The organism is Acidovorax sp. Root568, assembly GCF_001427445.1.
Classification (GTDB): Bacteria; Pseudomonadota; Gammaproteobacteria; order Burkholderiales; family Burkholderiaceae_C; genus Acidovorax; species Acidovorax delafieldii.
Genome location: NZ_LMGP01000001.1, coordinates 289370 through 303718, shown reverse-complemented (window position 1 = coordinate 303718; position 14349 = coordinate 289370). Strand labels below are relative to the sequence as shown.

Genomic DNA, 14349 nt, shown 5'->3' with positions numbered 1-14349 from the left:
CCGTCGGGCCGCCCCAAGGGAGGCCTGCGCCCCCTTGGGGGGCAGTGAATATACGAGGTGATGAACGTGGGGGTTCATGTTTTTACAGTCTCTCGATTTCGTGGGTGCCGAACAGGCCGTAAGGCCGCACCAGCAGCACGGCCACCAGCACGATGAACGTGGCCAGCAGCTTGTATTCGCCACCCAGGTAGGCCCCGGCCAGCGCCTCGATCAGGCCGATGAGGATGCCGCCGACGAGCGCGCCCAGCACGCTGTCAAGCCCGCCCACGATGACCACCACCAGCACCGACAGACCGAACACGCCCATGCTGGACGAGATGCCGCCAATCGAGCCAACGATGATCCCGGAGATGGCAGCCAGCATGGCCGAGGCCACCCAGGCCAGCGAGAACACGCGCGGCACGTTGATGCCCACCGAGTACGCGGCGGCCTGGTCGCTGGCCGTGGCGCGCAGGGCCACGCCGCCGCGCCAGAAGCGGAACACCACCAGCACTGCCGCGATGAACACGATGGCGATCACGGCGCCCCAGAACACCTTGGGCGCGAGGAATGCATCGCCCACCATGATGGGCTGCGTGGGCATGAAGTCGGGCAGGCGGCGCTGGTCGGCCGTCCAGATCATCTCGACGAGGCCCACGAGCACCGAAGCCAGGCCCACGGTGACCATGAACACGGAGATCGGTGGCTCGCCCAGCAGCGGGCGGATCATGGTGCGCTCGATCACCGCGCCCAGCAGGCCCGTGCCCAGCACGGCGGCGGGGATGGCGAGCCACAGCGGCAGCGCAAACATTGATGCAAAGGTGAAGAACAGGTAGGCACCCACCATCAGCAGCTCGCCAATGGCAATGTTGACCACGCGGGTGGCCTTGTAGACCATGACGAAAGCCAGTGCGGCCAGTGCGTAGAGACCGCCGCCCGCGATGCCGGTGAGGCTGATTTCAAACAGGTAGGCCCAGTCCATCATGCGGCTCCCTGCGGGTTGGCGGAGTGGCTGCTGGCCCGCAGCCTGGCGCGCAGGTCGCCCACATCGCCAGCGCCCAGGTAGGCGCGGATGACCTCGGGGTCCGCCTGCACCTGCGCGGGCGTGCCCTGTGCGATGACCTGGCCGAAGTTGAGCACCACCACGTGGTCGGACAGGTCCATCACCATGCCCATGTCGTGCTCCACCATCAGCACCGTCACGCCCCACTCCTCGCGCACGTCGAGGATGAAGCGCGCCATGTCTTCGGTCTCTTCGCGGTTCATGCCGGCCACTGGCTCGTCCAGCATCAGGATCTGCGGCTGCATGGCGAGGGCGCGTGCCATCTCCACGCGCTTTTGCAGGCCGTAGGGCAGGGCCGAGACGGGTGCGTGGCGGATGTGGTCGATTTCGAGGAAGTCGATGATGCGCTCCTCGATGTCGCGGCGCAGTTCGGCCTCTTCGCGTCGGGCGCGGCCGAAGTACAGCAGCGCGTCGAGCACGTTGGTTTTGAGGTGCGCGTGGCGGCCCAGCTTGATGTTGTCGAGCACCGTCATGCCGCGAAACAGCGCGATGTTCTGAAAGCTGCGGCCCAGGCCCAGCTTGGCGCGCTGGGGCGCGGGCACGCGGGTGATGTCCTGCCCCTGAAAGCGGATCGAGCCCTGGCTGGGCCGGTAAAAGCCCGAGATGGTGTTGAACAGCGAGGTCTTGCCCGCACCGTTGGGGCCAATGACGGCGGTGATGGAGCCGGGCTGCACGTTAAAGCCTACGCCGGTCAGCGCCTTCACGCCGCCGAACGCCAGGGTCACGCCCTGCACCTGCAGCAGGGGCGTGGCAGCAGCGGGGCCGGAAGGGGTTGTCTCCATTGGCTTTCTAATACGGGTTGACTGCAGCTTTTGACAGAAATTTCGATGGAACCCAGCGCAAATTTCCTACTTGTGCGTAAACTGTTTACTCGCAAGTAGATTCTGGAAGCCGCGACCCTCATCAGCATCCGTACTTTCCCGAGGAACTGCCATCCATGCCCCACGCCAAAGTGGCACCCCGCCGCCGCAGCGCCACCGCCACCGCCGCAGCCCCGTCTTCGCCACCCGCTGCCAAGCGAGCCACGCCGGTCAAAGCGGCCAAGCAGGCCAAGGCCACGCCCGCCCAGGCCGCAGCCGCTTCTCCCTGGCCCCCGGTGTCGCACCGCGAGCGCCAGCGCGAGGCCAAGCGCAATGCCGTGCTGCAGGCGGCGGCCCAGCTGTTCAACGAACGCGGCTTTCACGCCACCTCGCTCGACGACATCGCCGCGCGCCTGAACGTGACCAAGCCCACGCTGTATTACTACGTGAAGAACAAGGACGAGATCCTGCTGCAGTGCGTGAGCAAGGGGCTCACGATGATGCTGGAGGGGATTGACGCCTCGCGCGCTGCGGGCGGCAAGGCCATTGACCAGCTCATGACCTGCATGCAGGTGTACGCGCGCATCGTCACCATGGACTTCGGCATGTGCCTGATCCGCGTGGGGGACGAGCAGCTGCCCCCCGAAAGCCGCAAGGAACTGCGCCGCCTGAAGTCCGCCATCGACCAGGAATTTCGCCGCCTCGTGGCCGAGGGTGTGGCCGAAGGATCGCTGCAGCCCTGCGATCCGAAGATGGCGGCCTTTGTGATTGCCGGAGCGCTCAGCTGGATCGGCCGCTGGTACCAGCCAGATGGCGAATACACGCCCGAGCAGGTGGCGCAGCAGTGCATTGCGACGCTGTGCGATGGGGTGCTGCGGCGGTCTGCGACGGGCATCGCCGATGGTGCTGTTTCAGCGCCAGTCCCCCAACCAAAGCCCGCCAGCGGCAAGGCAAAGACCCGTGCCCAACGCGGTGGAGGCTAGCGTGTTGTATCTACCGATGGATTGAGCGAAATTGGCTTCTGGCGTCGTTGGATAGGCGCTGAAAGCTATCTATCTGTTAGTGTTTTCAGGGTATTGAGCCTGTATCTCCGATGCTTGCTTGACGTGCTCGTTTGGGCTGAGCTTGTCAAATCCTCACGCTGTGCCTTGGCAAGTTCAGCGGGACCGGCTTTCGTCAGCGCATTGCCTTTTTCACGTGATGTGAGCGAGCGGCTTCTTGTGGCTGGCTTGTTTAAACAGGTTGTTTAACTCGCTATCGTGTTCTTTGTGCGGTTTTGGGTTTTATAAGTCGTTGATTTATATGAAATATTCTGCGGCATAAAGCATTGCTTTACCTCTAGGTATTGCCAGTTGGCTTAAAGACGGCTGCATCTGACAGATACCAACGGGCCCAGCGCCGCTGGCCGAGAACATTGATCACCCCTTCATTGCGCAACTCCTCCAGGAGCTTCTGTACGGCCTTCATGGGAAGGGTCGGCAGCACTTGTCTGAACTCGCTCAGTGGCGCACCGGCTTCGCCTTGGTCTTTGAGATGCTGCAGCAGCAAAGCCTTGTTGGTTCCATGATCCAAGCCCCGCTTCCGGGTATAGGTGCCTTTGCTGCCCAGCGACGCATACAAGGCGGCCACAAGGATGTACTTGGCGGTTTTGCCCCTACCGATAGTTTCTACGGCACCCACTTCCGCAAGGGCGGGCAACCGGTCCAGCAGCTGGGGTGCCAAGGGCCGACCCTGTTGCAGGCATTCCAGCGCCAAATAGTCCAATGTCGAAAAGCTGCGCAGCGTCTCCTCTCCCAGCCGCTCCATGAACCGTACAAATGCCGGGTTGCGTACGCCACCCTCCAGCGTCAGCCGCACCTCGTGCGCGGCGGTGCCGGCAAAGCTGGGCAGGGGCTTGCCTTGACGCACAGCACTTTCCATCATTAGGTTCAAGCCCTGGCCGGACCGTTCGATTAGCCCGCAGCGCCCCAGGGCTTCGGCCAGTCGGCGGTTGCGCGGGTATTGCTGGTCGATGATGTTCTCAGGCGTGATGCCAGGCGGCAGGCCGCCGGGGCTCACTACCTCCAATCGCTTGGCAAATTGCCGCACAAAGACCGAGCCGCCCAGGCGGTAGTCGCGGTGGGCCACCGCGTTCAGGATGGCCTCGCGTACAGGCACCTCGTCAAAGGTGGGCAGGTCCATGCGAAAGAAATCGTCCTGGTAACTCTGCCGGTCGTTACGCAGGTTGATCTTTTTCCACAGTGCGTCTTGCCAGGCGAAGAAGCCTGCGCGGTATTCTTCGCGGTCGGCCGCCGGGCCTGCGGATTCCGAAGAGCGGTATTCAAACACCAACTCGGCCTGCGCCAGCCACCGCGTGAGTCCTGTGCGCGTGCCAAACAGGATAAGCGCCGCGTAGCTCACTTGGTCGCCGTCCACCATCAGTTCGGCATCGCGCAGCGTTTGCAGGTCGCTCAGTTCGCGCCTGCGCGTGTCACCGCTCTTTTGGGCCCAGCGTTCCCGGAACAGTGCAATGGACGTCGGCTCCAGGTCGGCCAGCGTGGCACCGGGACAGGGCTGGGCTGAAAAGTCAGGGCCCGTTTCGGCGAACATCTCTCGCAGTTCCTGGCCACTAAGAGCAGCCAGATCGTCGCCCGCACGCTTGAAATAGCGGCCATCGATCTCCCACGCCGTACCCGGCAGGCGTGGTGGAACGTGAACGATTAGTACGCGCCCTTCGGGCAACAGCAGCTCTTCCACTGGAATGCGGTGCCCCAGCCGCTGGTGTAGCCCAGCCTCAGTCCGTTCCGGTGGGTCAAACGCCTGGGTTCCCACGATGCTCCGTGGGCGTTTGTCCGTCACGCCCAGCACGATGGTGCCGCCGCCCTCGTTAGCCATTGCCACGCAGTACTTGAGCAGCTTTTCAAAGTCGTAGCGCTGCTTGGCCTCTTTGAATTCCAGGCGTTGGCCTTCGGGTTCAAGCAGCCATTGTTGAAGCTGGGCGACAGAGGTGGGCATGAGGCAGGCAGTAGCAGGCAGTGGGAACGCCTGAGAGTCTGCCATGCGGAGCCGCCGGGGCCTAGTGTGAGCAGTTTTGGAGCTCTTTGTGTCCCAAGCGCTACCCGATCATGCGCAAGCAGCTATTGATTTGATAGCGTCTTGCGCAAGGCCCGGGGTGTGTGGTGTTCTGCCTGCCCGGAGGCCAGATCGTCCAGGATGGGGCAGTCCGGCCGGTCGTTGCCCTGGCAGCAGGACACCAGCGTTTGCAGGCTGCGCTGCATGGCCTGCATTTGGGCGATGCGTTCGCTCAGGTCGTCGATGTGTTGCTGTGCGATGCGCTTGACTTGGCTGCTGGCGCGGCTGCGGTCGTGCCACAGGCCCAGCAGTTCGGCGATTTCTTCCATCGAAAAGCCGAGGTCGCGGCTGCGGCGGATGAAGTGCAGGGCGTGCACGTCGGCCTCGGTGTACTGGCGGTAGCCGCTGTCGGTGCGCGCCACGCCGTTGATGAGGCCCAGCGATTCGTAGTGCCGCACCATGCGCGCCGAGATGCCTGCGCGCTTGGCAGCGACGCCGATGGGCACGGGCCAGGCGATGGGGCGGGGTGCTGTGGCCTTGGCGCGCGTGGTCGGCGCGGCATCGGGGGAATGGGGCGTGGTCATGGTGTGGCCCTCGCTGGGTGCGTGGTGGCGTGGCGCTCAGGCCGCGACGGTGTAGCCTTCTTCGGCAATGGCGGCGGCCAGGGCCTCGCGGGGGGCGGTGCTGTCCACGTCCACCTTGCCGCTGGCGCGGTCGATGCGCACCTGGGCGTTGGGATCTACCTGCTGCACGGCCTGGGTGACGGCGCGTTCGCAGTGGCCGCAGGTCATGCCCTGCACTTGGAAAGTCGTGGTGGTGGTTGCCATGGGGTGTCCTTGTTGGGTTTGGAAATGTGGCCGTGGATGCGACCGAAGCGAATGTTGAAGCTTGACATCGTGGCAGAGTCAAACACCGTTCAAGACACTCATGATGTGAGGGTTGATCAATATCAATGCTTGACCTTGCCATCACGTCAAGGATCAGCATCCCGGCCATGAACACCATCACCACCCCTTCCAACACCGCGCCCGGGTCTGTGCACTCGCTGGACCTGGGCATTTCTGGCATGACCTGCGCAAGCTGCGTGGGCCGTGTGGAGCGCGCGCTGCGCAAGGTGCCGGGCGTGCAGGAGGCCTCGGTCAATCTGGCGACCGAGTCTGCGCGCATTGCCTTTGTCACGCAGGTGGGCGCTGATGCTGCGGCCATGGAGGCGGTGCTGCGCCGCGCGGTGCGCAATGCGGGCTACGAGCCGCGTGCGGCGGGGCAGGAGGATGCTCCGGAGGACTTGTCGCCCTGGGCCGGCTTTTTACCTGTGGGCATTGGCCTGCTGCTGTCGGCGCCGCTGGTGCTGCCCATGATCGGTGACCTGTTCGGCCAGCACTGGATGCTGCCGGCCTGGGTGCAGTTTGTGCTGGCCACGCCGGTGCAGTTCATCCTGGGGGCACGGTTTTACAAGGCGGGCTGGCATGCGGCCAAGGCGCTGAGCGGCAACATGGACTTGCTGGTGGCGCTGGGCACCAGTGCGGGCTGGGGCCTGTCGATGTGGCTGTGGCTCACGGCGCCCTCAGACCACCCGGGGCATGTGCCGCATCTGTACTTTGAGGCCTCGGCCGTGGTGGTCACGCTGGTGCTGCTGGGCAAGTGGCTGGAGGCGCGCGCCAAGCGCCAGACCACGGCGGCCATCCGTGCGCTGCATGCGCTGCGGCCCGATGTGGTGCATTTGCTGACCAAGCAGGGCGAGGTGGATGTGCCGGTGTCTGAGGTGCTGGTGGGCGACCGGCTGGTGGTGCGGCCGGGTGAACGCATCCCGGTGGATGGCACGGTGCATGAGGGCCACACGCAGGTGGACGAATCGATGTTGACGGGCGAGCCCCTGCCGGTGGCGCGCGATGTGGGTGCAGCGCTCACGGGCGGTTCGATCAACGGCGATGGCCGCATCGTGATGGCGGTGACGGCCGTGGGCGCCGAGACGGTGTTGGCCCAGATCATCCGGCTGGTGGAAGACGCCCAGGCGGCCAAGGCGCCCATCCAGCGGCTGGTGGACCAGGTGTCGGCCATTTTTGTGCCGGTGGTGCTGGTGGTGGCGCTGGTGACCCTGGCGGGCTGGCTGGCCATGGGTGCGGGGCTGGAGGCGGCGCTGATCCACGCCGTGGCCGTGATGGTGATTGCCTGCCCCTGTGCGCTGGGGCTGGCCACGCCCGCGGCCATCATGGCGGGCACGGGCGTGGCGGCTAAACACGGCATCCTGATCAAGGACGTGCAGGCGCTGGAGCTGGCGCACAAGGTGGACACGGTGGCCTTTGACAAGACCGGCACGCTGACCATGGGCCAGCCCCGGCTCACGGCGTTTGAGGTGGTGCCCGGCCTGGATGACAGCGCGGTGATGGCGGCGGTGGCCGCTGTGCAAAGTGGCAGCGAACACCCACTGGCGCGCGCAGTGGTGGCGGCTGCGGGCGAGCGGCAGATCAACGTGGCCACCGCGCAGGACGTGCGCGCCGTGCCCGGGCGCGGCACCGAGGGCGAGGTGGACGGCCAGAGCTACCTGGTGGGCAGCCTGCGCTGGATGCAGGAGCTGGGGGTGGCACTGGGCCCGTTGTCAGACCGCGCGGAGGCGTTGCAGCGCGAAGGCGCCACGGTGTCGGCGGTGGCCCAGCGGGTCACAGACGGGTTGGCATTGCGCGCGGTGATGGCCTTTGGCGACGAACCCAAGCCCGGTGCGCGCGAAGCTTTGGCGGCGCTGAAGGCGCGGGGCATCCGCACGGTGATGGTGTCGGGCGACAACCGGGGCGCGGCCGAGGCCATGGCCCGGCGCCTGGGGCTGGACCCGGCCGCAGGCGAGGTGATGGCCGAGGTGCTGCCGGGCGACAAGGCGGCCAAGGTGGCTGCGTTGCAACAGGGCACTGATGGCAAGCACCATCATGTGGCGATGGTGGGCGACGGCGTTAACGATGCCCCCGCGCTGGCGGCGGCCGATGTGGGCATGGCCATGGGCAACGGGACTGATGTGGCCATGCACGCAGCGGGCATTACGCTGATGCGCGGCGACCCGATGCTGGTGGCGGCGGCGCTGGATATTTCGCACCGCACGGTGATGAAGATCCGCCAGAACCTGTTCTGGGCGTTTGCATACAACGTGGCGGGCATTCCGCTGGCGGCGCTGGGTTACCTGAACCCGGTGGTGGCGGGCGCGGCCATGGCGCTGAGTTCGGTCAGCGTGATGGCGAATGCCCTCTTACTCAAGCGGTGGCGCATGTGATAAATACGTACAGCACGGTCATCGATGTCTGGCAAACTGCAACGATTTGTTGCGAATCCGTCGCCTCGGGGGAGGTGCGGCGACCGCATTGGCATAGCTATATCAAGGACGACAGATCATGAATCTCTTCTCGCTCATGCGGCAGTTCACCATACGTTTGCGCATGCTGGGTGCCATTGGCGTGGTGCTGGGCCTGCTGGGGCTGCTGGGGGGCGCGGGCATGCTGGGCATGTTCCGCATCCACAACATGAGCCAGGACTTCATGGACCACTCGTTCGCCGAGGTGGGTTACATGGCCGAGCTGCGGGGCGAAATGGGTGCCATCCGCCAGTTCGAGAAGGACATGATCATTGGCTACGAGAAGCCCGAAGCCGTGAAGGCCGCGTATGCCAAGTGGGTGGAGAGCCAGGACAAGGCCAAGAAGATTGCCAACAAGTTCCTGGAAGGCGAGGAGGACTCTGACAACCCGGTGGTGCGCAACATCGTCAAGCGCCTGGACAGCTACCGCGAGCTGTTTGCGCACGTGGCGCGCCAGCTGGAGGCGGGTGGCTATGACACCGCCACCATTGCCAACCGCATGAGCGGCAAGGCCGTGGCGGAGTTTGCCGAGGCCGACAAGCTGATGGCCGAGCTGGACTCGGTGCTGCGCGCGGAGGTGGCCAAGTCCGTGGCGCAGCAAAGCGAAGTGTCCAACCAGACCAAGTGGCTGTTTGTGCTGGCGGTACTGATCACCGTGGTGGTGGTGGTACCCACCACGCTGATGAACATGAACTCCATTTGCAAGCCGCTGGAAGACGCACGCAAGATGGCCCAGGCGATTGCGGGCGGCGACCTGTCGCAGCACATTGCTGCCGAGGGCAAGGACGAAGTGGCCGATTTGCAGCGCGCGCTGCGCGACATGCAGCAGGGCCTGAGTGCGCTGGTGGCGCAGGTGCGGGATGCCAGCGGCAACATCGCCACGGCCAGCCAGGAGATCGCCACGGGTAACCAGGACCTGTCGCAGCGCACCGAGCAGACGGCCAGCAACGCGCAGGAGGCCGTGTCCTCGCTGTCGCAGCTCACGTCCACGGTGCAGCAGACGGCATCGTCGTCGCAGATGGCGAACCAGCTGGCCGCGTCGGCCTCGCAGATGGCGACACAGGGTGGTGGCGTGGTGCAGCAGGCCGTGGCCAGCATGCACGAGATTTCGACATCGAGCCGCAAGATCGGCGACATCATCGGCCTGATCGACTCCATTGCCTTCCAGACCAATATCCTGGCGCTGAACGCTGCGGTGGAAGCCGCCCGTGCGGGCGAGCAGGGCCGGGGCTTTGCCGTGGTGGCCAGCGAGGTGCGCAGCCTGGCGCAGCGCAGCGCAGCGGCGGCCAGCGATATCAAGGGCCTGATCCAGAGCAGCGTGACGGCCGTGGACGGCGGCGTGCGCCATGTGGAAGAAGCCGGCACGGCCATGAAGGACATCGTGAGCAGCGTGCAGCGCGTGGGCGACATCATTGGCGAGATCACGGCGGCTGCGTCCGAGCAGTCGGCTGGCATCGGCCAGGTGAACAGTTCGGTGGGCGAGATCGACCGCATGACGCAGCAGAACGCGGCGCTGGTGGAAGAATCCGCCGCCGCTGCCGAGTCGCTGCGCGAGCAGGCCGCGCGCCTGTCGCACGTGGTGCAGCAGTTCCGCCTGGCCGAATCGGCAGCCGGCTACGGCCACGGCGGTGCGGTGGCCGCACCGTATGCAGGGCCGCAAACCCAGGCGCTGGCGACAGGCGCCGCGCAGGCGCGCCTGACGCACTGACCGCACCAGGCCTTTTCTTCCGATGAGCCCCGCAGGCCTGGTCTGCGGGGCTTTTTTTGTGGGCAGAGCTGCCCGGCGGTTTATTGACCTGCGTCATGGGCGCACCCGTGCGCGCGTGGCACCCTTGGGGCCTTGTTGAACCTGGGGAGTGCGCCATGCCGTCGATCAGTCTGCGAACCATTCGCGAAGAGCATGCGTCGCTCGCGGCGGTGCTGCACTCGCTGCGCCTGATGCTGGACCAGGGCCCGGGCGACGAGCCCGCTGCGTTCTTTGACGTGATGCGGGCGATGCTGTTCTACATCGACGAGTTTCCCGAGCGCCAGCACCACCCCAAGGAGTCGCAGTGGCTGTTCCCCAGGGTGGCCGAGCGCTCACCCCAGGCGGCCGAGGCCATCGCCCAGCTGGAGCGTGACCATGAGGGCGGCGAGGCCGCCGTGCGCGAACTGCAGCACCTGCTGCTGGGCTGGGAGCTGATGGGTGACGCGCGCCGCGAGGCGTTTGCGCTGGCGCTGGAGCGCTACATCCGCTTTTATCTGGAGCACATGCGCCTGGAAGAAACCGTGGTGCTGCCCGCCGCCCAGGAGACCCTGCAGCCGGGCGACTGGACCGCCATCGACGCGGCCTTTGCCAGCAACACCAACCCGCTGGCCCCGGGCAAGCCGCGCGACGCGGCCTATGACCGGCTCTTCACCCGCATCGTCATGCGGGCGCCCAGTCCGATCGGGCTCGGCTCACCCTCCTGAGCGACTGCGCCGCTTGGTGCTGACTGCGGCAGGCGACTGCTGGCCCGCGCGGCGCCAGCTGCAGCCGGTGCGGCCCCATGGGGCCGTTCCGGCGCGGTGCGGACTCAGGCGCTGAGCGCCGGGTAGTCCGTGTATCCCTCGGCCCCGCCGCCGTACAGCGTGGCGCGGTTTACCTCGTTGAGCGGTGCGTTGGTTTTCAGGCGCGCCACCAGGTCGGGGTTGGCGATGAAGGGGCGGCCAAAGGCCACGATGTCGGCACCCTTGGCCAGGGCGGCATCGGCCAGCTCGCGGGTGTAGGCGTTGTTGACCATCCACGCACCCTTGCCGCCCGCTGCACGGTAGGTGGCCTTGAGCGCGGCGTAGTCGAAGGGGCGGCCTTCCACCTCGCGCGGGCCGCCGGTGGCGCCTTCGATGACGTGGATGTAGGCCAGGCCCAGCGGGCCTAGGTGGCGCACCACGTGGTCGAACAGCGGCTGCGGATCGGCGTCCACGATGTCGTTGGCGGGCGTGACAGGCGACAGGCGGATGCCGGTGCGGCCGCCGCCGATTTCCTCGACGATGGCGCGGGTCACTTCCAGCAGCAGGCGCGCGCGGTTGGCGATGCTGCCGCCGTAGTCGTCGGTGCGCTGGTTGGCACCGGTCTTCAGGAACTGGTCGATCAGATAGCCGTTGGCCGCGTGGATTTCCACACCGTCAAAACCCGACGCAATGGCGTTGCGCGCGGCGTGGCGGTAGTCCTGCACGATGCCGGGGATCTCTTCGGCGTCGAGTGCGCGGGGCATGGAGGTGGGGGTGAAGGTGGGCACGCCGTCCTTGATGAGCACGGTCTTGGTGTTGGCCTGCACGGCCGAGGGTGCGACGGGTGCGGCGTTGCCGGGTTGCAGGTCGGTGTGCGAGACACGGCCCACATGCCACAGCTGCACCACGATCTTGCCGCCGGCATCGTGCACGGCGCGGGTCACCTTCTTCCAGCCGTCCAGCTGCTCGGTGCCGTACAGGCCGGGCACATCGGCATAGCCCTGGGCTTGCGGGCTGATGGCTGTGGCCTCGGAAATGATGAGACCGGCACTGGCGCGCTGCGCGTAGTAGGTGGCGACCAGGTCGGTCGGGATGGCCTCGGGCGAGCGGTTGCGCGTGAGCGGCGCCATGGCAATGCGGTTGGCCAGCTGGAGGTCGCCCGCGCGGGTGGGTTCAAACAATGAGGTCATGGTGAGTGGTCCTGAAAAGCTCAGTGCAAAAAAAGCAGCAAAGAGCCTGTTGACGATCTCCCAGGGGTCGCGCAGCGGTCTTTGCGGGATGGGATGCAAGGCGCGGTGCGCAGTGGATAGCCCCGCTATCCACAAGCGCCGCAACGCCGCAGACCGCCCGCAAAGGCCACTGCCCGAAGGGTTGGAGCGAAATCGGGTGATTGGACGCCCCAGCTGCTTGCATGGGCATGAGCCCATGCGGCACATCCGAAGCATCCACTCATCCCGATTGCGCTCCAACGCGATCCCCTGCGAGATCGCCAACAGGTTCTTGGAGCTTAATGCTGCAGCGCAAAACGTGCAGCGCACTGGCGTCAACAAGGGCACCGGTTTTGTGTTAACCCATTCGCTCAAGCCCGTCACGTCCGCAGCATCGTGGCCGTTGTATGAGAATGAAAGGCCATGCCCTTGCCACCGCCCCCCGCACCGTTCCCTGTCTCCCCGTTGCGCAGCCTGTGGCTCGCCGTGGCCCTGTCGATGGGCGCCGCCATCTCGCTGGGCATCACGCGGTTTGCCTATGCCCTGTTGCTGCCGCCCATGCGCGAAGACCTGGGCTGGTCGTACACGCTGGCAGGGGGCATGAACACGGCGAACGCGCTGGGCTATCTTATGGGCGCTCTGGCCACGCCCTGGCTGTTGCGGCGCGCGGCCCCGGGCTCAGTGCTGTTGGTGGGCGCCGTGATGGCCACGGTGTTCATGGGCCTGAGCGGGTTTTTCACGCAGGCAGCGCCCTTGCTGGCGCAGCGCCTGCTGGCCGGTGGGGCCAGTGCGCTGGTGTTCATTGCCGGGGGGCTGCTGGCGGCGCGGCTGGGTGCCCAGGTGCCGGGGCGCAGCGGTTTGCTGCTGGGCCTGTACTACGGTGGCACGGGTTGGGGCATCAGCCTGTCGGCTTTGCTGGTGCCCGCCGTGCTGGGTGTGGCGCCCGCGCTGCATGGCTGGACCTGGGCCTGGTGGGCCTTGGCGCTGGCCTGTGTGGCGGCCACGGTGGCATTGCTGTGGCCGGCGCGGGTGTTGAACGGGCTGGCTGCGCCTGTGGCCACCGCATCCGGGACCCCACCGGAGGCATCAGTGCCCGACCGCGTGCGCTGGCGGGCCCTGGCCCCTGCACTGCTGGGTTACGGCCTGTTTGGCGTGGGCTATATCGGCTACATGACCTTTGTGGTGGCGCTGCTGCGCGAGCAGGGCCGGGGTGCGGGCGAGGTGACGCTGTTCTACGCCTTGCTGGGGCTGGCCGTGGTGCTGTCGTCGCGCATCTGGGCCGGGCTGCTGGACCGCAGCCGGGGCGGCGAGGCCCTGGCGCGGCTCAATGCGCTGCTGGGCGTGGCCACCATCCTGCCCGCCATCACGGGCGCGTGGCCCGTGGTGCTGGCCTCGGGGCTGCTGTTTGGCGGGGTGTTTTTGTCGGTGGTGGCATCGACCACGGCGCTGGTGCGGCACAACCTGCCGCAGGCGCTGTGGGCCAGTGGCATCAGCGCGTTCACCATCGTGTTTGCCGCGGGGCAGATCGTGGGGCCCACGGTGGTGGGCTGGATTGCCGATGGCCCTGGAGGCCTGGCGCGCGGGCTGGTGTTCTCGGCCTGCGCGCTGTGGGTGGGGGCGCTGGTAGCGTGGCGGCAGAATCCGCTGTAGCACAACTGGAGTTTTGGCCGCGCGTCGAGCTACGTGCCCCCAATCGATACTGGCGGGGCCTAGGCCAGGAACGCCGAGCAAGGGCCGCCCCGGAGCGAGGGCGTTGTCCCCCTGCCCGCGTAGCGAGAGCGGGGGGAAGGCGCGCAGCGCCTCAGGGGGGTGTCCCTATTTCAGCAGGCCTTCGGCCTTCATGGCCGCCTGCACTGCGGGGCGGGCACCCACGCGTTCACGGTAGGCCGCCAGGTTGGCCAGGCCGGAGATATCGAGCTTGGTGGGCTGGGTCCAGTTGGTCACGGTGAACAGGTAGCCGTCGGCCACGGTGAACTGGTCGCCCATCAGGTACTGCTTGCCGGCGAGCTGGCCATCCACCCACTGCAGGCGTTGCAGCAGGCGCTCGCGCACCATGGGCTTGTACTCTTCGGGGGTGGCGGGGTTGAACAGGGGGCTGAAGCCCTTGTGCAGCTCGGTGCCGATGAAGGTCAGCCACTCTTGCAGGCGGTAGCGCGCCAGGGTGCCGTTGGCAGGGGCGAGCTGCTTGTCGAGCACCTGGTCGGCGATGTATTGCACGATGGCCGGGCCTTCGCGCAGGCGCTCGCCGTTGTCCAGCTCCAGCACGGGCACGTAGCCCAGCGCATTGATGGTGTAGTAGTCGGTGCCGTCCTGCAGCTTGTGGCTCTTGGTGCTGGCCAGCACGGGGGTATAGGCCAGGCCGGCCTCTTGCAAGGCGATGTGGGGGGACAGGGAGCAGGCGCCGGGGGAGTAGTAAAGCTTCATGGATCGGTCCTTGAAAACGGT

At 66.4% G+C, this 14349-nt stretch carries 12 protein-coding genes; 5 read left to right on the top strand and 7 right to left on the bottom strand.

The window, feature by feature from the left end; all coding sequences use genetic code 11:
• Positions 1 to 82: 82 nt before the first annotated feature.
• Together ASD75_RS01395 and ASD75_RS01390 are read right to left on the bottom strand one after the other, a co-directional pair.
• Positions 83 to 964, bottom strand: a complete 882-nt coding sequence (locus ASD75_RS01395; RefSeq protein ID WP_056742493.1) for a branched-chain amino acid ABC transporter permease — start codon at positions 962 to 964, stop codon at positions 83 to 85.
• Complete coding sequence (locus tag ASD75_RS01390) at positions 961 to 1824, bottom strand: ABC transporter ATP-binding protein (RefSeq protein ID WP_056742491.1); 864 nt, start codon at positions 1822 to 1824, stop codon at positions 961 to 963. The genes ASD75_RS01395 and ASD75_RS01390 overlap by 4 nt, the downstream gene beginning before the upstream one ends.
• Before the next feature lie 155 nt (positions 1825 to 1979).
• On the opposite strand from ASD75_RS01390, the gene ASD75_RS01385 reads away from it, so the two are divergent.
• Complete coding sequence (locus tag ASD75_RS01385; RefSeq protein WP_056742490.1) at positions 1980 to 2825, top strand: TetR/AcrR family transcriptional regulator; 846 nt, start codon at positions 1980 to 1982, stop codon at positions 2823 to 2825.
• 355 nt (positions 2826 to 3180) lie between these two features.
• On the opposite strand, the gene ASD75_RS01380 is transcribed toward ASD75_RS01385, so the two are convergent.
• The 3 genes from ASD75_RS01380 to ASD75_RS01370 all read right to left on the bottom strand — a co-directional run bounded on the left by ASD75_RS01380 (position 3181) and on the right by ASD75_RS01370 (position 5720).
• On the bottom strand, positions 3181 to 4836 hold the full coding sequence (locus ASD75_RS01380; protein WP_056742488.1) for an ATP-binding protein: 1656 nt from the start codon (positions 4834 to 4836) through the stop codon (positions 3181 to 3183).
• A 122-nt stretch (positions 4837 to 4958) separates the two neighbouring features.
• Positions 4959 to 5477 carry a Cu(I)-responsive transcriptional regulator gene (cueR, locus tag ASD75_RS01375; protein WP_235511516.1) on the bottom strand — a complete coding sequence of 173 codons (519 nt, stop codon included), beginning with the start codon at positions 5475 to 5477 and terminating at the stop codon, positions 4959 to 4961.
• Between the two features lie 36 nt (positions 5478 to 5513).
• Positions 5514 to 5720, bottom strand: a complete 207-nt coding sequence (locus ASD75_RS01370) for a heavy-metal-associated domain-containing protein (protein WP_056742486.1) — start codon at positions 5718 to 5720, stop codon at positions 5514 to 5516.
• Positions 5721 to 5887: 167 nt separating this feature from the next.
• Between ASD75_RS01370 and ASD75_RS01365 the strand changes: the two genes are divergently transcribed.
• The 3 genes from ASD75_RS01365 to ASD75_RS01355 all read left to right on the top strand — a co-directional run bounded on the left by ASD75_RS01365 (position 5888) and on the right by ASD75_RS01355 (position 10678).
• Positions 5888 to 8149 (top strand): cation-translocating P-type ATPase, encoded by a 2262-nt coding sequence (locus ASD75_RS01365; RefSeq protein ID WP_056742484.1) that lies wholly within the window; start codon positions 5888 to 5890, stop codon positions 8147 to 8149.
• 118 nt (positions 8150 to 8267) lie between these two features.
• Positions 8268 to 9935, top strand: a complete 1668-nt coding sequence (locus ASD75_RS01360; protein ID WP_056742482.1) for a methyl-accepting chemotaxis protein — start codon at positions 8268 to 8270, stop codon at positions 9933 to 9935.
• Positions 9936 to 10090: 155 nt separating this feature from the next.
• The gene (locus ASD75_RS01355; RefSeq protein ID WP_056056944.1) at positions 10091 to 10678 is read left to right on the top strand and encodes a hemerythrin domain-containing protein; all 588 of its coding nucleotides are present in this window, start codon (positions 10091 to 10093) and stop codon (positions 10676 to 10678) included.
• Between the two features lie 104 nt (positions 10679 to 10782).
• Here the strand turns inward: ASD75_RS01355 and ASD75_RS01350 are convergent, their stop codons facing one another.
• Complete coding sequence (locus tag ASD75_RS01350; protein ID WP_056743167.1) at positions 10783 to 11886, bottom strand: alkene reductase; 1104 nt, start codon at positions 11884 to 11886, stop codon at positions 10783 to 10785.
• A gap of 441 nt (positions 11887 to 12327) precedes the next feature.
• Here ASD75_RS01350 and ASD75_RS01345 point away from each other — a divergent pair, with 441 nt between their 5' ends.
• Entirely contained in the window at positions 12328 to 13554 is a 1227-nt protein-coding gene (locus ASD75_RS01345) for a YbfB/YjiJ family MFS transporter (RefSeq protein ID WP_056742480.1), read from the top strand.
• A 165-nt stretch (positions 13555 to 13719) separates the two neighbouring features.
• Here ASD75_RS01345 and gstA read toward each other — a convergent pair whose 3' ends face one another.
• Positions 13720 to 14328, bottom strand: a complete 609-nt coding sequence (gstA, locus tag ASD75_RS01340; protein ID WP_056742478.1) for a glutathione transferase GstA — start codon at positions 14326 to 14328, stop codon at positions 13720 to 13722.
• Between the last annotated feature and the right edge of the window lie 21 nt (positions 14329 to 14349).